This window comes from Streptococcus sp. HMSC072G04 (assembly GCF_001813295.1).
Taxonomy (GTDB): Bacteria; Bacillota; Bacilli; order Lactobacillales; family Streptococcaceae; genus Streptococcus.
Genome location: NZ_KV812046.1, coordinates 160,858 through 181,876, shown reverse-complemented (window position 1 = coordinate 181,876; position 21,019 = coordinate 160,858). Strand labels below are relative to the sequence as shown.

The 21,019-nt window shown below is 44.2% G+C and carries 9 protein-coding genes; 5 read left to right on the top strand and 4 right to left on the bottom strand.

Annotated features, from left to right (window positions below):
- Positions 1–7 precede the first annotated feature (7 nt).
- The 4 genes from HMPREF2904_RS10775 to HMPREF2904_RS10760 all read right to left on the bottom strand — a co-directional run bounded on the left by HMPREF2904_RS10775 (position 8) and on the right by HMPREF2904_RS10760 (position 5,386).
- Positions 8–1,681 (bottom strand): formate--tetrahydrofolate ligase, encoded by a 1,674-nt coding sequence (locus tag HMPREF2904_RS10775; RefSeq protein ID WP_031576517.1) that lies wholly within the window; start codon positions 1,679–1,681, stop codon positions 8–10.
- A 52-nt stretch (positions 1,682–1,733) separates the two neighbouring features.
- Positions 1,734–2,363 (bottom strand): cyclodeaminase/cyclohydrolase family protein, encoded by a 630-nt coding sequence (locus tag HMPREF2904_RS10770; protein ID WP_024054843.1) that lies wholly within the window; start codon positions 2,361–2,363, stop codon positions 1,734–1,736.
- Positions 2,364–2,375: 12 nt separating this feature from the next.
- On the bottom strand, positions 2,376–3,275 hold the full coding sequence (ftcD, locus tag HMPREF2904_RS10765) for a glutamate formimidoyltransferase (protein WP_003008641.1): 900 nt from the start codon (positions 3,273–3,275) through the stop codon (positions 2,376–2,378).
- A gap of 80 nt (positions 3,276–3,355) precedes the next feature.
- A complete protein-coding gene (locus HMPREF2904_RS10760) occupies positions 3,356–5,386 on the bottom strand; it encodes a urocanate hydratase (protein ID WP_070662732.1) in 2,031 nt (676 codons plus the stop codon).
- A 199-nt stretch (positions 5,387–5,585) separates the two neighbouring features.
- Here HMPREF2904_RS10760 and hutI point away from each other — a divergent pair, with 199 nt between their 5' ends.
- From hutI to HMPREF2904_RS10735, 5 genes are all read left to right on the top strand, one after another.
- Positions 5,586–6,833, top strand: coding sequence for an imidazolonepropionase (gene hutI, locus HMPREF2904_RS10755; RefSeq protein ID WP_070662729.1), 1,248 nt, complete (start codon positions 5,586–5,588; stop codon positions 6,831–6,833).
- Positions 6,834–7,124: 291 nt separating this feature from the next.
- Positions 7,125–9,509 (top strand): phosphoketolase family protein, encoded by a 2,385-nt coding sequence (locus HMPREF2904_RS10750; RefSeq protein ID WP_070662726.1) that lies wholly within the window; start codon positions 7,125–7,127, stop codon positions 9,507–9,509.
- A gap of 237 nt (positions 9,510–9,746) precedes the next feature.
- Positions 9,747–11,843, top strand: a complete 2,097-nt coding sequence (locus HMPREF2904_RS10745) for a surface-anchored 5'-nucleotidase (RefSeq protein WP_070662723.1) — start codon at positions 9,747–9,749, stop codon at positions 11,841–11,843.
- 245 nt (positions 11,844–12,088) lie between these two features.
- A complete protein-coding gene (locus HMPREF2904_RS10740; RefSeq protein WP_070662720.1) occupies positions 12,089–16,477 on the top strand; it encodes an SGO_0316/SGO_0317 family LPXTG-anchored serine peptidase in 4,389 nt (1,462 codons plus the stop codon).
- Between the two features lie 85 nt (positions 16,478–16,562).
- Positions 16,563–21,019, top strand: a 4,457-nt coding sequence (locus HMPREF2904_RS10735) for an SGO_0316/SGO_0317 family LPXTG-anchored serine peptidase (RefSeq protein WP_070662806.1), incomplete at its 3' end; no start/stop codon positions are given.

Genomic DNA, 21,019 nt, shown 5'->3' with positions numbered 1-21,019 from the left:
TTCTTTCTTAAAAGAGACCAGTGATATTACCGTGGGCATCGATATCAATCTTTTCACTGGCAGGAACTTTAGGTAGGCCAGGCATGGTCATAATGGTACCAGTGAGAGCTACGATAAAGCCAGCTCCGGCAGCCACCTTAAGGTTACTGATTTTAACTGTGAAATCTTTTGGTGCTCCCATCTTCTTCGCATCGTCTGAGAAGGAGTATTGGGTTTTGGCCATACAGATTGGGTAGTTTGAGAAGCCAAGAGCTTCTAATTCTTTGAGTTCGCGTTTGGCCGCTGGTGTTAAGCTGATGCCTTTACCACCATAGACTTTTGTGACGATCTTGGTCAATTTTGTTTCAATGCTGTCTTCTTCGTCATAGACATAAGAGAAGTGGTTTTCTTCTTGAGCCAGTTGAATGACTTTTTCAGCCAAGTCACGACCACCAGCTCCACCATGTGCCCAGACATCTGAAATGACCACATCTACATGGCGTTTCTTACAAGATTCATAGACAGCTTCTAGTTCAGCTTCTGTATCCAGTGGGAATTTGTTAATGGCGACGACCACAGGTAGGCCATAGACTTCTTGGATGTTGGCCAAGTGTTTGTCTAGGTTTGGTAGACCATCGATAACGGCTTGAACATTTTCAGTAGCCAAGTCTGCCTTGGCAACCCCACCATGCATTTTGAGGGCACGGATGGTTGCGACGAGGACAACGGCAGCAGGTTTGAGTCCGGCCATGCGGCACTTGATGTCGATGAATTTTTCAGCGCCTAAGTCTGCTCCAAAACCAGCTTCTGTCACGACATAGTCTGCATATTTGAGGGCTAGTTTAGTAGCCAGCACACTGTTACAGCCGTGGGCGATATTGGCAAATGGTCCGCCGTGGATGATGGCAGGAGTATGCTCCAAGGTTTGCACCAAATTTGGATGGATGGCATCTTTGAGGACAGCTGCCATGGCACCTCCAGCCTTGAGATCTTTGGCTGTGACCGGTTGTCCTTGGTAGTTGTACCCAATAATGATGCGATCAAGACGTTCTTTGAGATCAAGGATATTTTCTGAGAGACAGAGAATGGCCATGATTTCAGAAGCCACGGTGATGTCAAAGCCATCTTCACGAGGAACTCCGTTTGTTTTTCCTTGAAGGCCATCGACAATATGACGGAGCTGACGGTCGTTCATATCGACCACCCGTTTCCAGGTAATGCGACGAGAATCGATGCCCAACTCATTGCCGTGATGGATGTGGTTGTCAATCAAGGCTGCAAGGAGGTTGTTGGCAATCCCAATGGCATGGAAGTCTCCGGTAAAATGAAGGTTGATATCTTCCATTGGAACCACTTGAGCGTACCCACCACCGGCAGCTCCACCCTTGATCCCAAAGACAGGGCCAAGTGAAGGTTCGCGGAGGGCAATGACAGCTTTCTCACCAATAGCTGAGAGGGCATCCACTAGTCCAACAGAGGTGGTAGTCTTTCCTTCTCCAGCAGGTGTTGGTGAGATGGCTGTCACGAGGATCAGCTTTCCATCTTCCTTGTCCTTTAGTTGTTCCAGTTGGTTGCTATCGATTTTTGCCTTGTATTTTCCGTAGAGCGAAATGTCGTCTTCGGTCAATCCAAGTTCAGCAGCGATTTCCGTGATGGGCTTCATTTGGACAGAATTGGCAATTTCAATATCCGATAAAACCATAGAATCCCTTCTTTCTTTGTAAGTATTGAAGTTATAAAGTTGATTGATAGGCTTATGAAAGACTTTCTAAAATGGTTTGGTAAATATTATCTGCAAGATCAGAACCGGTTTGGAGAAGTTTGAGTCCCTTGCCGTGGTATTCTTGGACGAAGTCTTGGTCCTTGATTCCTGAAATGTTGATCAAGACATTGAGCCAAGCGCCTTGAAGGCCAGCTTTAAGATTCAGAGCAGCTACCCCTAAGTCACTAGCCGCATTGGTGTTGGACTTGCCAACAGCTTCTTTGGTGGTTTCAAGAGCCTCAACGATGAGCTCCATCATAGAGAAAGGAGATACTGTTGCATGTTTCAAAGCTTTTTGCATGGCTTCACGACGAGCAGCTTTCTCTTCTTCCGTTTCTTTTGGAAGATCAAAGACAGCTGATACGACGTTGAAGGCTTCTGTATCCTTGTCGATGGCTTCTAGTAATTGGTCTTGGAGTTGAGCGCTTTTTTCATGAACCCCTTTGATGTGGTCTTCAAATTCTGCGTATTTTTTCTTGCCAATGGTCAGTTCACAGACCATTTTTGTAAGGGAAATCCCATTCGCAGCAGATAGAGCAGCAGCAGAACCACCACCTGGAGCTGGAGCATCCGAACCAAGGACCTTGGCAAACTCCGTAATACTTAAGTCAACTAGTTTCATAGAACTCCCTTTCTAACCCAACAAGTGATTTTCCAAGACTTGTTTGCTGTAGTCAAAGTCTTCTAATTGCAAGTAGTATTCAGCAGAGTCGATCAAAGCCTTAGCAGGAGCGAGTCCGATAAGTTCTGTTCCGATGATGCGAACACCGTAACGTTGTGCTTCGAAACGAACGGTTTCCACAACACGATACAATGGGAATTGTTCCAAGTTGACCATGTTGATGGAGACTTGGGCGATGTTACGATCTTCTAGCATGACACCGATCGCTTTACAGTATTTGTATCCACCGCTTGATCCACGAATGATTTTAGAAATCTTATTGGCAATCTCTAGGTCGTCTGTGTCAAGGTTGATATTGAAAGCAACGAGTGGCATCCGGACACCGACAGCTGTAACCCCTGCAGTTGGGTGAATCTTGCGTTCACCGTAGTCTGGCTTCCAGTCTTCTTCCAACAATTTTTCTGGCATTCCTTCAAATTGTCCTTTACGCACTTTCGCCAAGTTTTTCCGTTCTGGGCGAGTTGCAGCATCTTCGTAAAGGAAGATTGGAATACCTAATTCACGATTGATGCGTTCAGCCACTTTGTTAGCAATCTCAACGCATTCAGCTGTAGTGATATCTTTAACCGGAACGAATGGACAAACGTCTGTTGCCCCCATACGAGGGTGTTCGCCTTCGTGCTTGGTCATATCAATGTTTTCAGAAGCGTATTTCACCAATTGGAAAGCCACTTCTTGAATGCTTTCTTCATCCCCAACGAGTGTAAAGACGCTACGGTTGTGGCTGGCATCAGACGAGTAGTCTAGTAAAGTGACACCTGGAATACTTTTTGCTGTAGCTGCTAATCCGTCGATCACAGCCTGATTGCGTCCTTCAGAGAAGTTTGGAATACACTCAACAATTTTTGCCATATGATTACCTCTTTTTATAGGAGAAGTTGGGGAGGAGTCTTTGTATTTTCCTCCCCTTTCTCAGTTTTTATTTTTTGATGTTAAAACAATTTTTGAACGGCTTCTTTGACCAAATCTTCATCTGCCAGATACGGAATGGTGATGTGGTCTGTTCCTGCATGGAGACGGTTGTACTCGATCGCTGTTTCAATGGCATGGTTATTCCGTGCCCAGTTCCGACGAGCAACCCCACCCATAGTGTCCCAGGCAATGGCAGACTTGATGATTTCATCGATCCGGTGGCTACCGTCTAGGACGAGACCAAATCCACCGTTGATAGCTTTACCGATACCAGTACCACCACCGTTGTGGAGAGCGACGAGACTCATACCGCGAGCAGCGTTACCAGCGTAACATTGAACCGCCATGTCACAAGTGACGTTCGAACCATCTTTGATGTTTGATGTTTCACGGAATGGAGCATCTGTACCAGATACGTCGTGGTGGTCGCGTCCGATCATGACCGGTCCGATCTTGCCTTGGCGAATGAGTTCATTGAATTTCAAAGCAATGTTGACACGGCCCATACAATCTTGATAGAGGATACGTGCTTGTGTACCAACCACCAGTTGGTTCTTTTCCGCATCGCGAATCCAGTTGTAGTTGTCGCGGTCTTGGTAGCGACGGGTTGGATCGATCGCTTCCATGGCTGCGTGGTCAGTTGCAATCAAGTCTTCGTGTTTACCGCTGAGGCAGACCCAACGGAATGGACCATAACCATAGTCAAAGAGCATAGGTCCCATGATATCTTCTACATAAGATGGCCAAATGAAGCCGTCTTTGTCATCCAAGCCATTCTTAGAAATTTCCTTGATGCCTGAGTCGTAAACAGATTTCATGAAGGCATTACCGTAGTCGAAGAAGTAAGTACCTTTAGCTGTCAAGGCTTTGATCACTGCAAAGTGACGAGCCAAGGTTTCATCGACCAGGCGATGGAAGGTTTCTTTGTCTTCTGCCAACAAACGTGTCCGTTCTTCAAAGCTGATCCCAACTGGGCAATAGCCACCATCATAGACGTTGTGGCAAGAGGTTTGGTCAGATAAGAGATGAACATGGACTTGGTGTTCGTTGACATATTCGAGCAAGTCTACGATATTACCATGGTAGGCAATCGAAGTTGATTCACCAGCTTCCAGTGCTGCTTGAGCTAATTTCACAGCTTCTTCGGCACTGTCTGTCACTTGGCTAATCCAGCCTTGAGAGTGACGAGTTTCGATCCGAGAGCGGTCCACTTCAGCGACGATGGCCACCGCTTTTGCGATTTCAGCTGCTTTCCCTTGAGCTCCGCTCATTCCACCGAGACCAGATGAAATAAAGAGTTTACCGGTCAAGTCGCCATCATCAGGCACACCGAGTTTTAGACGACCGGCATTGAGAAGGGTGTTGAAAGTACCGTGAACGATCCCTTGAGGGCCAATGTACATCCAACCACCAGCCGTCATCTGACCGTAGTTGGTAACACCCATTTCTTCAGCAATTTCCCAGTCGCGCATGTTGTCATACTCACCGATCAAGAGACCGTTGGTAATGACGACACGAGGAGCTTCTGGTTTCGATTTGAAGAGACCCAGAGGGTGACCCGATTCAACCACCAAGGTTTGGTCTTCTGTCATGACTTCCAAGTATTTCTTGATCAAGTTGTATTGCATCCAGTTGGCACAGACAGATCCTGTTTCCCCATAAGTGACCAATTCATATGGATAAAGAGCAATTTCAAAGCTCAAGTTGTTGTCGATCATGACCTGCATAGCCTTAGCAGCTGTGCATTTTCCTTTGTACTCATCGATTGGTTTTCCGTAGATGCGATCTTTTGGACGGAAGCGATAGCCATAGATCCGACCGCGAGTTCTCAGTTCTTCCAGAAATTCTGGAATCAACTCTTGGTGGAATTTTTTAGGAATGTAACGCAAAGCATTTTTAAGGGCAATTTCAGTCTGAGCTTGCGTTAAGCGGAAGCCTCTATCAGGTGCACGACGGATACCTTCTTGAAAAGTCGCCTTTTCAGGTAGGACATCAAAGTCAAGTTTGACAGACATAGCAGCTGCAATTTCTTTCTCGTCTATAAATGACATAGCAGAACCCTCCTTATAGTTGGACTGTGAATTTATATTTTCTTTATTGTATCGAAGAAACGTCAATAAAGAGTCAAAAAAAAATATAATTTTTAATAAAGCAAAAAAAAATGAGGGAAAAACTTTTTGACTTTTTTTTGACGCTTTTCCTGTAGAATTGTAAAATGAATAACAATGGAAATAGAAAGGAATGTTTCATATGTCTGCTGATATCCTATTAACCCACTTTAACCAATTGTTTTGTCCGAATGATCTAGGCCATCCTCTCTATGGAAAAGAGATGGCAGAAGCGCAAATCCTTTCCGATGCTTATATTGCCATTAAAGATGGAAAGATTCTTGCAGTTGGGACAGGTCAACCAGACCCAGAACTGATCGATGACCATACGGAAGTGAAATCCTGTGAAGGAAAAGTTGCGACTCCTGGCCTGATTGACTGCCATACCCACTTGGTCTATGGAGGTAGTCGTGAACATGAATTTGCGAAAAAATTAGCGGGTGTTTCTTACTTAGACATCCTCGCCCAAGGCGGTGGAATTCTGAGCACGGTTCGGGCGACACGGGAAGCTTCTTTTGACAATCTCTATGACAAGTCCAAACGACTGTTGGATTACATGTTGCGTCATGGGGTGACTACTGTCGAAGCCAAGAGTGGCTATGGTTTGGATTGGGAAACGGAAAAACGCCAACTAGATGTAGTAGCTGCCTTGGACCGTGACCATGAAATTGATCTGGTATCAACCTTTATGGCAGCCCATGCGATCCCAACAGAGTACAAGGGCCGTTCCCAAGAATATTTAGATCTCATTGTGGAGCAAATGCTTCCAAAAGTGAAGGAAGAAAAACTAGCTGAGTTCTGTGATATCTTCTGTGAAAAAGGTGTCTTTACAGCAGATGAATCTCGCTATCTTCTTTCTAAAGCTAAGGAGATGGGATTCAAACTGCGGATTCATGCCGATGAGATCGAATCCATTGGTGGTGTTGATGTGGCGGCTGAATTGAAATCTACCAGCGCAGAACACTTGATGGTGATTACGGATGAAGGCATTCAAAAACTAGCTGCAGCAAAAGTGATTGGAAATCTATTGCCAGCTACAACCTTCAGCCTCATGGAAGATACCTATGCACCGGCTCGTAAGATGTTGGACGCTGGGATGGCCATTACCCTAACAACGGACAGCAACCCAGGGTCTTGTCCAACAGCCAATCTTCAGTTTGCCATGCATCTGGGTTGCTTCATGATGCGCCTAACTCCAGTAGAAATTCTCAATGCGGTGACCATCAATGCGGCCTATTCAGTTGATCGTGCTAAAACAATCGGCTCTTTCGATGTTGGCAAACAGGCCGACATCACGATTTACGATGCACCAAATTTAGATTATCTCTTCTATTTCTTTGCGACAAATCTCGTGACAGATGTCTACAAGAAAGGTCAAAAAGTCATTTAACCTCCTCCATTTCATTTGGGACTTTGCTCGTTTGCAAAAATCAGCAAAGTCTTTTTTTAAAACCTATCCCTGTAGGGAATGGAACCACTTTAGTGGGAAATTAAAATTTGACGTTCAAAGAATATTTTTCTTACTTTCTGATGTACAAAAAGGGAAATTCTTGATAGAATAGAAGTAATATTGAATATTTTCTTCAATATCATCTGTTTGTCGTGAAAACAGATTTTTTAAACTATTGATCAAACGAACAGGTTGTTCAACAGACCTGTCTAGAAATTGTGAGGAGACAAGATGACTGTCGATTATAACAGCAAAGCTTACTTGGATAAAGTAGACGCTTGGTGGCGTGCAGCCAACTACATTTCAGCTGCTCAAATGTACTTGAAAGATAACCCATTGTTGAAGCGCGAAGTCGTTGAAAATGACTTGAAGGCTCACCCAATCGGACACTGGGGAACTGTACCAGGGCAAAACTTTATCTATGCTCACTTGAACCGTGCCATCAACAAATATGACTTGGATATGTTCTACATTGAAGGACCAGGTCACGGTGGACAAGTAATGGTATCGAACTCTTACTTAGATGGTTCTTATACTGAATTGAATCCAAATATCCCACAAAATGAAGAAGGTTTCAAACACTTGTGTAAGATCTTCTCATTCCCAGGAGGAATTGCTTCTCACGCAGCGCCTGAAACACCAGGATCTATCCACGAAGGTGGAGAACTTGGTTATGCCCTTTCTCACGCTGCAGGTGCTGTATTGGATAATCCAGATGTGATTGCTGCTACAGTTATCGGTGACGGTGAAGGAGAAACAGGTCCATTGATGGCTGGTTGGTTGTCAAATACCTTCTTGAACCCAGTTAACGATGGTGCTGTTCTTCCAATCTTCTACCTCAACGGTGGGAAAATCCACAACCCAACAATCTTCGAACGCAAAACAGACGAAGAATTGGCCCTCTTCTTTGAAGGTCTTGGATGGAAACCAATCTTTGCAGACGTAACAGCTATTTCTGACGACCACGAAGCAGCTCATGCTTTGTTTGCAGAAAAATTGGACGAAGCGATTGAAGAAATCAAGAAAGTCCAAGCAGAAGCTCGTAAAGGTTCTGCAGAAGAAGCAACTCAACCAGTATATCCTGTCTTGATTGCTCGTATTCCTAAAGGTTGGACTGGACCAAAAGCTTGGGAAGGTACACCAATCGAGGGTGGATTCCGTGCGCACCAAGTTCCAATCCCAGTAGATGCTCACCACATGGAGCATGTAGATGCCCTTCTTTCATGGTTGGAATCTTACCGTCCAGCTGAATTGTTCGACGAAACTGGTAAATTACTTCCTGAGATTGCTGAAATTGCACCAAAAGGTGACCGTCGTATGGCTATGAACCCAATCACAAACGCAGGTGTCATTAAACCAATGGACACTGCTGATTGGAAGAAACATGCCTTCAAGATTGAAACACCAGGTGCCATCATGGCGCAAGATATGATTGAGTTTGGTAAGTATGCAGCAGATCTTGTGGATGCGAACCCACATAACTTCCGTATCTTCGGACCAGATGAAACCAAATCAAACCGTCTCCAAGAAGTCTTCACTCGGACAAGCCGTCAATGGTTAGGACGTACGAAACCAGACTACGATGAAGCTTTGAGCCCTGCTGGTCGTGTCATTGACTCTCAATTGTCAGAGCACCAAGCAGAAGGTATGCTCGAAGGATATGTCTTGACAGGTCGTCATGGATTCTTCGCTTCTTACGAATCCTTCCTTCGTGTTGTAGACTCTATGATTACTCAACACTTCAAATGGTTGCGTAAATCTAAGACACATACGACATGGCGTAAAAACTACCCTGCCTTGAACTTGATTGCGACTTCAACAGTTTTCCAACAAGACCACAATGGCTACACTCACCAAGATCCAGGTATCTTGACTCACTTGGCTGAGAAAACTCCTGAATATATCCGTGAGTACTTGCCAGCAGATACCAATAGCTTGCTTGCGGTAATGGATGAAGCCTTCAAGGGAGAAGATGTGATCAACTTGATCGTTTCTTCAAAACACCCACGTCCACAATTCTACTCAGCAGCTGAAGCAGAAGAATTGGTTCGTGAAGGATACAAGGTGATCGATTGGGCTTCAACAGTTTCAGCCGATGAAGAGCCAGATCTTGTTATTGCAGCCGCGGGTACTGAGCCAAACCTAGAAGCTCTTGCTGCTATTACAATCTTGCACAAAGCCTTCCCAGAATTGAAGATCCGCTTTGTCAATGTGGTAGATATCTTGAAATTGCGTCACCCATCCGTTGATGCGCGTGGACTTTCAGATGAAGAATTTGACAAAGTCTTCACAACTGATAAACCAGTCATCTTTGCCTTCCATGGTTACGAAGGCATGATCCGTGATATCTTCTTCAACCGTCACAACCATAACCTTCGTGTGCATGGTTACCGTGAAAACGGGGATATCACAACACCATTTGATATGCGTGTGATGTCTGAGTTGGATCGCTTCCACTTGGCACAAGATGCAGCTAATGCAGCTCTTGGAGATGCAGCAAGCGCATTTGCAGCGAAGATGGATGAAACAATCGCCTTCCACCATGACTACATCCGTGAAAACGGAGACGACATTCCAGAAGTTCAAAACTGGAAATGGGAAAACGTGAATAAATAAGAAAAAGAGCCGGAGTAATCCGGCTTTTTTTGTGATGAACAGCAAGTAACAAAAGGAAGAGGATGAGAATAGATGTTCGGAAATCAAGCGTTTTTCTAATAAAATTGTAAGAGTTTCTAGGAAAATATTGAAGTAAAACCGAAAAAATAGTAAAATGGAAGAGCTGATTGCAGCAAATCAACTGTTCTGCATTCTCCTTTTTGGAGAAGTGTTCTACATTAGAAAATGGAGTATTCTATGAAGAAAAAAATTATCTTGAAAAGCAGTATCCTAGCGGTCGCTGCGGGTCTTAGTGTTTTTGCGATCAATAGCGTTTTTGCAGACGAATTGCCCGTACAGTTCATGGGCGTTAATGACTTCCACGGTGCCTTGGAACAAACAGGGACAGCTCGTTTAGAAGGCGAAACTGTGAAAAACGCAGGAACAGCCCCACTTTTGGCAACCTATTTGAACGATTCGCAAAAAGACTTTGAAACGGAGAATGCCGGAACGCCTAATGCCAGCATCCGTGTGCAAGCGGGAGATATGGTCGGCGCTAGTCCAGCCAACTCTGCCCTCCTTCAAGATGAACCAACTGTAAAAGTCTTCAATGAAATGAACTTTGAATACGGAACCCTTGGAAATCACGAGTTTGACGAAGGACTTGGTGAATTCAACCGGATCATGAAGGGAGAAGCCCCAACACCTGGTCAATTCAATAAGATCGTCGATGAATATCCTCATGAAGCTTCTAAACAAGAAGTCGTGATTGCCAACTTGGTCGACAAGGATACCAACAAAATCCCATTTGACTGGAAACCTTATACCATCAAAGAAATCCCAGTCAATGACAAGACAGTTAAGGTCGGATTTATCGGGGTTGTTACGACAGAATTCCCAAATCTTGTCTTGCGCAAAAATCATGAACAATACCGTGTTTTGGATGAAGCAGAATCGATTGCCAAATATGCGCGTGAATTAAATGACCAAGGTGTGCATGCTATCGCTGTCTTGGCCCACGTTGCTGCCACTAGTAAGAATGGTGTAGCAGAAGGTCCTGCTGCAGACATGATCAAAAAATTAAATCAAATCTATCCTGAAAACTCAGTGGATATCGTCTTTGCAGGTCACAACCACCAATATACAAACGGGATGGTTGGAAATACCTTGATCGTTCAAGGTACGTCTCAAGGGAAAGCCTACTCTGATGTCCGCGGGGTCCTAGATACGGATACAGCTGACTTTGTCAAAGCTCCAACTGCTAAAATTATTGCAGTAGATCCATCTAAAGGCAAAGCAAAAGATGCCAAGGTTCAAGCGATCATCGATGATGCCAATGCGACAGTTAAAAAGGTAACAGAAGCAAAAATCGGTACAGCAGACAAGGCTGAAAATATTACCCGTGAATTGAATGCACAAAAAGAAAGTGCTGTTGGAGATTTGGTCACAGCAGCGCAACTAGATATTGCCAAAAAATCAGGTTATCCAGATGTTGACTTTGCCTTCACCAACAATGGAGGAATCCGTGCAGATCTCGTGGTGAAACCAGACGGAACAGTCACTTGGGGTGCAGCTCAAGCAGTGCAACCATTTGGAAATATCCTCCAAGTAGTAGAAATCACTGGGGACCAAATCTACAAAGCTTTGGACCAACAATATGATGAGAAAGAGCTTTACTTCTTGCAAATGGCAGGGATCAAGTACACCTATACAAAACCAGCTGATGCAACAGAAGAAAATCCATATAAGGTCGTGAAAGCTTACAAGGCAGACGGAACTGAAATTGATCGCAACAAGACCTACAAGGCAATTATCAACGACTTCTTGTATGGTGGCGGAGATGGCTTCTCAGTCTTCCGTGATACAAAATTGATCGGTGCGATTAATCCAGATACTGAAGTCTTTATCCAGTACATCGAAGATGTGAATAAGGCAGGGAAGAAGTTGTCTGCTTCAATCTTGGGCAACAAGACCTTTGTGGAAAAAGTGGAAGAAGAAACGCCTACTCCAGAACCACAACCAACCCCTCAACCAACTCCACAACCAGCGCCAGTTGATCCAGTAAGTCCAGTTCATCCTGTAGCTCCAGTAACTCCGGCTACCCCAACTCCTCAACCTGAAAGCCCAGTAACTCCAGCTCAACCAGCTACAAGCGAAACAAAAGAAGTGGCAACAAACAAATCAGTCGCTGTTACCTATCATACAGGTGGTCAAGCAGAAGTAGCTGCTACACCAGCAACTGGTCTTCCCAAAACAGGTCAAGAAGAATTGGCTTCAACCGTCCTTAGCCTCTTTGGCATGACCTCACTAGCTTTAGCAGGATTTGTAGCCAGCAAAAAACGTGAAGAAAATTAATCAAAAATAGGAAGTATCCTCTCTAAGAGGGCTTCCTTTTTGTTTTTCATTGAGAGGGGCGTCTTTACCAAAAGGTTTCAACTTCAAAACCAATCATATACTTTCGCTATCGATTAGGAAAATTGTCAGAAATAAACTAAATATTATACTTATTTTAGATTTTGACAGACCGCATTGACTTTACATAAAAGAAGGACTAAAATGAAGGCGTGGTAAACGCTTACAACAAACAAGGAGGTCTGGTTATGAGAAATGACAGACAACAACGATTTTCTTTCCGTAAATATGCCGTTGGTTTAGTATCAGTGGTAGTCGGGTGCCTTTTTTTTGGTCCGGCTGTTTTAGCGCAGGAACAGGAGGGGACGATAGAACCACCTGCAATTGTAGCGCAAGAAGGGAAAGAAGAGGTTCAACCGTTATCTGGTTTGGAAAAAAATTCGGAGGAAGCTCTTCCAACTGAAGAATCAAGTAAGGAAACTTTTTTGCAAGAGCAACCAACACCTGAGAAATCTCCTGAAACAGCAGATTCAAATGGGAATGTAGATTCCGCTTCTAATCCTAAATCTGAAAAGGAGGGAGTCGAAAAGAAAGAGCAACTGGAGAAAACAGTGGCAGAACACTCTTCAGTAGCCAATAAAGAAGGTGTTTCGGAAACTGTAACAGATCAAGCACGTGTTCAGGCCTTGGTACGTTTGGAGACGAAAAAACAGGATGTAGCAACTTCTCCAAGTATTGCAGACCAAATTCGGAATAATCTCCCAATCAAAACGGCAGTTTTAAAAGAGCTAGATGAAAAGGGAATTCAATATAAAAAATTAGCTGATTTTGATTTGGTCTTTAATGGATTTGTCTTGGAGACGAATTACAAGGATGCCTTGGAGATTCGCAAGATAGCTCGAGTTGAAAACGTTGAGATTACCCCTCTTTCTACAACTATAGAAAACCAGAGTCTTCCGAAGAAGCAGACGACCCTGGTCCCAACCAAGGTAAGTGATGAAAATGAATTGATTAATCTTCAACCATTGTGGGATAAGGGAATCAAGGGGCAAGGGAGCGTGGTTGCTGTCCTAGATACTGGCCTAGACTATGATCATAATTTCTTTAGTTTAACGGATAAGAGTAGAGCCAAATACAAGAATAAAGAGCAGATGGAAGCGGCCATGAAGAAGGCCGGAATTACTTATGGTAAGTGGTACAACGATAAGGTGATTTATGCTTATAACTATTCGGATATGAATGATGAGATCAAGGAGGATGATCCGCGTTCGCACGGGACCCACGTGGCGGGCTCTGCAGTAGGAAATGCAACAAAACCAGTGCCAACAGGAGAACTACTTAAGGGGGTAGCTCCAGAGGCACAACTCATCTTTATGCGGGTCTTCTCAGATAAGAAAGGGATGACCGAACAAGGTTTTATTGTAGCAAAGGCTGTAGAAGATGCTGTGAAGTTGGGGGCAGACACTATCAATATGAGTTTTGGGGGTGTCAATGGGGCAGAAGCTGATACCAATCCGTTGACGCGTCAAGCTTTTGAGTTTGCAAGAAAATCAGGTGTTATCATTAATGCCGCAGCAGGGAATTATGCCGTGAGTGGATACTGGCAGGCTAAGCCAAAAGCAGATGCACCGGATACTGGAACAATGGATGAACCAGCTGTTGAAAAGGGAGTTCTAGCGATTGGTGCTTTCAATAATAGCATTACACATGAAACAAAAATTAGTTTAGAAGTTCCAGCTCTAAAAAATAAGGAAGAATTCCAGAATGGTCTGATTGACCTTCCTGTCTATCGCTTGATCTTTCCAGTAGAAGGACCACAGTCTTATGTTTATGTACCGAAGGGGGGAGAAGATACTTATCGAAATGCTACTGTAAAAGGCCAAATTGCACTGGTTGAAAGTGGTGGCGATGTAACAGATGAAGATAAGGTCAATGCCCTCAGACAAGCTGGAGCAAAAGGGGTCCTGGTTTATCAAAATGAAGAACAAGGAGATACCCTTCAAAATCTTTCCATGGGGTATTGGGGATCCTTCTATCCTGTCAGTGTACTTGGTCATTCTATCGGGAAAGAGCTAGCCACACATGCTGGGGAATATACGATCACTTTCCATCAAGAAGTCAAGAAAGTACCCTATAGTGAAGCAAATAAGATGCTCTACTTTACAGGCTGGGGGTTAACCGCCGAAGGAATGTTGAAGCCTGATGTTACTTTGCCAGGTGGAAATGTTTACTCTGCTATCCCAGATGGTTCGTACGATTTGGATGCAGGTACGAGTATGGCGACACCACATGCGGCAGGGGCGACAGCCTTGATTAAGCAAGCATTAGAACAACGATTTCCAAATTATAGCCCAGAGCAAATCCATACGCTTTTGCGACAATTAGTCATGAGTACAGCCAAACCTCATTTTGATCAGGAAAGCAACAGTTACTCCTCGGTTCGTCAACAAGGATCTGGTCTTATGGATGCTGCAGCAGCAGCTTTTGGCGATGTCTTTGTAACAGGTGGAAAAGGAGCAAATAGCAGTCGGACCCTTGGCAATGTCAAGGATTCCTTCACATTTGATGTCACTGTGCATAATCTTAGTTCAGAAGCAAAAGAATTTACTTACCATACGGTCGTCAATACCGATCAAGTGGAAAATGGACGTATTACCTTGAAGATGCGCCAACTACTGGATCAAGAAGGCGAAAAAACCATTCATGTACCAGCTATGGGAAGTGTGACGGTTCTGATTTCTGTGAATACTAGTAACTATACAAGTGAGCTCACCAATCAAATGAAAAACGGTTACTTTTTAGAAGGTTTTGTCTTCTTTAAAGATGCCAAAACCAAGAAAGAATTAGTGAGTCTTCCATATATTGGTTTTAAAGGGAACTATCAAGATTTACCAGGAATTGAAAAACCTATCTATGCCTTCACTGGGGATGAAAAACCATTCTATTATTACGCAAATGAAAAAGCGGAACACCCTGAAAAAGACTCAGGAGATCACTTTACAGCCTTGGTCAGCACTATTTGGCGCGGGGGCAAAGAAGTACAGGTTGTCCTGGGAGAAAAAGATGGGCATTACGATGGAAATCAGCTCGTCTTCTCGCCAAATGATGATGGATCCTATGATAGTGTCAAACTCAATGCAGTGGTCTTAAGAAATGTGGACAATATTCACCTGACAGTTTATCGTGCGGATGATATCAAGAGAGAACATCCAATTTTTGAAAAAGGCAATGAGAGCCAGAAAAAATCAGATTATGGCTGGCGGATCAACGATCGTAGTAAGATTCTTTATGCGACACAGTGGGCAGGCAAGGACAATAACAATCAGCTTGTTCCAGATGGGGACTATCAATATGTAGTCACTTATCGTCCAAGCACACCTGGTGCCAAACCTCAAGAGATTGTCTTAAAGGTCAAGGTCGATAAGCAAGTGCCACAATTGGCTAACACCAAGGATCTGTATGATCCAACAACGCGCCTCTTTAAGCCAGGTGAGATTGTTGAAACGGGTAGTGGGCTAGCTGGTAAATACCTCTCCTACCAAAAAGATGGTCAGGAAGTAGAAATCACTCCAAACGAAGATGGAACCTATCTCATCCCTGAAGGAGTCGATCTAAAAACAGTGCGTTTCTATATTTGGGATCAGGTCAATAATACCAATACCTTGACTTTGGATGGAAAGACTGTCTCGGAAGAAAGTACGACTGAAAAAGCCGGAACAGAGGATGCAAGTCCAACACATGAAACTAGTGAAGCTACAGTCGGCCGTTTAGAAGTACAAATTGTCAATGAAAAAGGAGAGGCGACCAATCAATATCCAGAAATGATGCGTTACCAAGTGTTTGACAGCAAAGGAAATCGGATTGATAAGGAATTTAATATTTATTATGAAGATCCACTACCAACTCTTCCATTTGGAACCTATACTGTAAAAGTCGTCGGTCAAGACCAAAATTACTCTTGGGCTTCTCCAACAACGGTAACAGTTGAATTGAGCAAAGAGCATCCAGAAGGTGTGGTCAAATTTGTCTACCACTATATTGACAAAAATCGCTTTGATCTCGTCTTTGATAAAGAACTTCCAAACGGCACCCGCGTCTTTGCCATCGATAAAAAGACCGGTCAGAAAGTGGAGTTGGATCAAACTCTTTATGAACCGAAGACCTTTGAAAAGATTCTGGTGAATGGAGACTATCAGATCCATATTGATCTACCAAAAGGTTATCGTGCAGTGGAAAACGACTTCTTCTATACAGTTGGTGAGCGTATCAATCGTTACTTGACCAGTTTTGTCGAAGTTTCAGATGACCAGGTAGAAGATCCATTTATCCCATCTTCTTCTATTCCATCTCCTCAACCGTCAACGACGACGCAAGAAGGTGAAAAAGGAAAACAACCGGCTGTAATCGATAGCCATCCAATAGTCGAGAAAAAGACAGATATCCGTCCAATGTTCCAGAAAGATCTTGAAAGAGTATCAGAAATGGATCCGTCGACTAAAGAGGTTACAAGTCAATCATCACCTTCTCTTCCAAATACAGGACAAGAAAATGAACAAACAGGGATGGTAGGTTTGATGGTTCTTCTTCTCACTTTTGGTGCTATCCGCTTGAAGAAAAATCGTCCAGATCAAGGATAATCTTCTATTAGTTTAGTTGCAAGAATAAAATAAGGGTTAAGGTAGTGTGAAGCTACCTTAACCTAGTGTGTAAAAAGGAGTTTTTATGGAATTTCATCGACAACAGCGTTTTTCCATTCGTAAATACGCAATTGGAGTCGCTTCTGTTTTGATTGGTACCTTTCTAATGGGTTCAGCCGTTTCAGCTGATACGATCGTACCAACACCCTCTGTCGTAGAGCCTTCTGTAGTGGTGCCAGAAACCGCAGTAACAGATGAGAAAACAGCAGAACCACTTTCGGCTACTAAGGACAGTACGCCCGCTTCAGTTATAGAAGATGTTGCTTCTAAGAACCTTGCTACAGCTGAGATTGAGAGTAAGGAAAAGACAAATCAGTCTCTACCTTCATCCTCAATCGATACAAGCAGTTCGACTACAAATCAAGTAAAGGCAGAGAAGGCTTCACCTTCAGTTGCGGAAGCACCAAACGAAAATGGGGGTGCTGCTCCAATTACGACCCCTATTGAACCAGTAAAGGAAAATTTAGAAGAAACAAGCCCAGTTGAGATCCTGGTTCGCTTGAAAGAAAAGGTTTCTGATGGGATTGGAGAGGTATCTCCGACTTCAAAAGAAACTCGCATTGAAAAAACCAATCAGGATCATGAACAGTTTTTGAAAGAGCTCGAAAAGCAATCCATTCAATTCAAAAAATTGTATGACTTTAATCTGCTTTTTAACGGCTTGGCTCTAGAGACAACTTATGGAGATGCTAAAAAGATTCGAGGACTAGCGCGTGTGGATGCTGTAGATTATGCTCCACTTGGTCGGACCAGAGTGGCGGAAACACAGCCCGCACCTGCATCACCGACTTCAACTACGACCAAGGTCAGTGAAGAAAATAGTCTGATCAATTTACAACCACTCTGGGATAAGGGAATCAAGGGTCAAGGGCAGGTAGTTGCGATCATTGATTCCGGTGTGGACCCTGCCCATGATGTTTTCCGTCTAACAGATATCAGTAAGGCCAAGTACAAGAGTGAGGCGGAAATTGAAGAGGCTAAGAAAAAAGCGGGGATCACTTACGGTAAATGGTACAACAATAAAATCGTCTACGTTCACAACTACAGTGATATGGATGACAATGTCAAAGAAGACGATCCAATTTCACACGGAGCTCACGTAGCAGGAACTGCTGTGGGAAATGCTTCTCAACCCTCTCCAAATGGTGAAATTATCCGTGGTGTTGCTCCAGAAGCCCAACTGATGTTTCTACGTGTTTTCTCAGATACCAAGGGCGGTCAAGTTCAAAATTTCATCTACACTAAGGCGGTAGAAGATGCGGTCAAATTAGGGGCGGATTCCATCAATATGAGTTTGGGAACAGCATCAGGTTCTGTTTATGATGTTGGAGAGATCACCCGCCAGGCCTTTGATACAGCAAGAAAGGCGGGAGTAACCATTACAGTTGCCTCTACCAATATGGCGACTAATGGCTTCTGGCACAGCAAACCACTGGCTACCACACCAGATTATGGAATGACAGGGACGCCATCCGTCAATCCAAATGTCATCTCAGTCGCGTCTATTAATAGTCTCACCAAGCATGAGTCGACAGAAGCAAGCCTGACCGTAGATGCGTTAAAAGGTTCCGTGGACTTCCCAGATGGCAAGATTCCGATGCATTCCTTTGTAGAACGCGACGCTTTTCGGACAACCATCCCTCAAAGCTATCTCCATGTGGACAAGGGAGGGATCGACCACTACCAAGCAGATAGTATCAATGGGCACTTAGTTCTTACTGAGCGAGGCGGCGAAGTTTCGGATGTGGACAAGGTCAAAGAGCTCAAAAGAGCTGGTGCTACAGGTGTGATCTTTTACCAAACAGAGGAACAGGGAAATAATCCTGTAGGCTTTGATTTAGAAGGGCTCGGAGAACGATTCCCAGTTGGGGTTATTGGCCACGCTGCTGGACTTGTTTTGGCTCAGCATGCCAATGATTACCAGCTCCATATTGCCAATAAATTCAAACGTGTGCCTTACGATGCAGCCAATCAACTATCTGACTTCTCATCTTGGGGGCTATCAGCTGATGGGGATCTCAAACCGGATGTCACCCTTCCAGGAGGAATGATCTACTCATCTGTTAATAATGGAGAGTACTATATGGATAGGGGAACCAGCATGGCCTCTCCTCATGCTGCGGGAGCCACTGCACTGGTGAAACAAGCCTTGAAGGAGCGCTTCCCTCATCTTAGTCCAGAACAACTACAGGTTCTAGTCAAACAAATGACTATGAGTACAGCGATCCCTCATGTAGATGAGGAAACGCATGCCTATTCCTCTGTTCGTCAGCAAGGAGCGGGGGTCATGGACGTCACAGCAGCAGCTCTAGGAGACCTCTATGTGACAGCAAAAGATGCTAAAAGTAGCCTGACACTTGGCAATGTCACAGATACCTTTGAATTTGATGTGACCATCCACAATCTTTCCAATCAAGATAAGTCTGTCCGATATGAAACCACTCTTCAGACAGATCAAGTTCAAGATGGCAAATTCACCCTCCATCCTCGTCTATTAGAAACCATAGATGGCAAGGAAACTATTACTGTTCCAGCCAATGGTCAGCGGACCATCCATGTAACGGTTGATGCGAGCAAGTACAAGGAAGAGCTCAGCAAGCAAATGGCAAATGGTTATTTCTTAGAAGGTTATGTACTGGTCAAAGATGCCGGTACCCAAAAACATCTGGTCAGCCTCCCTTATGTTGGTTTCCATGGGGATTACCAAAATCTTCGTGGCATTGAAAAGCCTATCTACGAATATACAGGTAGCGACAAGCCGTTTTACTACTACAAGGATAAGACCGATTATCCAGATGGAAAAGTCCCAGAAACGCCAGAGCGTCATCCAGACAATCACTTTACCTCTTTGATTAGTTATGTCTATGAAAATGGAGAATCCGTAGCCAAAACTCTTGGTCAGGATGGGGATCGCTTTGACGGGGATCAACTCTACTTCTCTCCAAACAACGATTCCAGCTTTGATAGTGTCAAGGTAAAAGCCGTCATGCTTCGCAACGTTGAAAATGTACACCTATCAGTCTACAAGAAGGATGACACAACTCGTACCAACCCGATTTACGAGGTCGGAAACGAAGTCCACCGTAAGACAGATTGGAGTTACCGGATTGGGAATCGCAGTGAAGAGTTTTATGAAATCTCTTGGGAAGGCTTGGACAAAGACGGCAAGCAATTACCAGATGGGGAATACCAATTTGTGATCACCTACCGTCCAACTGCTTCAGGGGCCAAGCAACAAGAGCTTAACTTCAAGGTTAAGATTGACAATACGGCTCCAAGCATCGAGTCTGGAAGTGCTCAGTACGATCCAGCAACACGGATTTTCCGACCAGGTAAGGTACTTGAAACCGGTAGTGGCTTAGCAGGGACTTATCTGTCCTATGTCAAGGACGGGGAAACAGTGGCCTTGGAACCCCAAGAGGACGGTAGCTATCTTCTTCCAGAAGGGGTGGACCCTTCTACTGTTCGCTATACCATCTGGGATAAGGTCTACAATACTACTGAGATGGACATTGAAGGAAAGAAAGTAGAGGAAACGACTCCGACGAATGAAACCGGTTCAGATGAACAACCAAGTGAGACAGAGTCTGAAAAACCGACGGCTGAAAAGGGGACCTTAGAAGTCGTCTTCACAGATAGCAGTGGCGAAGTCATTTCTTATTATCCATCCGTCGTTCGTTACCAAGTGGTGGACGACCAAGGACGTGTAGTGGAAGGAGAGTTCAATGCTTCCTACAATGGTGGTACCTTCCCAGACTTGCCTTTTGGTACTTATACAGCCAAGATCACCCTATCTGATTACCATTATGATTGGGGAACAGAGCTGGTGAAAAAGGTGATCGTTTCACCTGAAAATCCACATCCAAAAGTAACCTTTGCTTTCCATTATTTAGATGAAAACAAATTGACCATTGGATTTGATCAGCCGGTCCCTGCAGGAACGGTTGTAAAAGTGGTAGGGAATGACGGTATCAGCCGACTTCTCCCACAAAGCATCTATGATCTTCTGCGCTTTGAGACGATGCTGATGAATGGCTCCTATCGTGTCCATGTGGATCTCCCGGCAGGCTATCGTGTTGCGGAAAATGATTTCCTTTATGAAGTGAGCAATCGGATCAACTACCATCTTCTCTCTTTGGTCAAAGACGTTATCAAGCCAACCCCAGAGGTGCATAGTGGAGCGATTGTGGAACCATGGATTCAACCAGAAAATCCGACACTAGTGATAGATGAAGTGCCAAGTCGTCAAGCAGAAACCCCAGTGACCCCAGACCAACTAGTAGTATCCGAAAGTCCAGGAACTCCAGCTCAACCAGCTGCAAGCGAAACAAAAGAAGTGGCAACAAACAAACCAGTCGCTGTCACTTATCATACAGGCGGTCAAGCTGAAGTAGTTGCTACACCAGCAACTGGTCTTCCAAAAACAGGACAAGAAGCCTTGGCTTCAACAGTCCTTAGCCTCTTTGGCATGACCTCACTAGC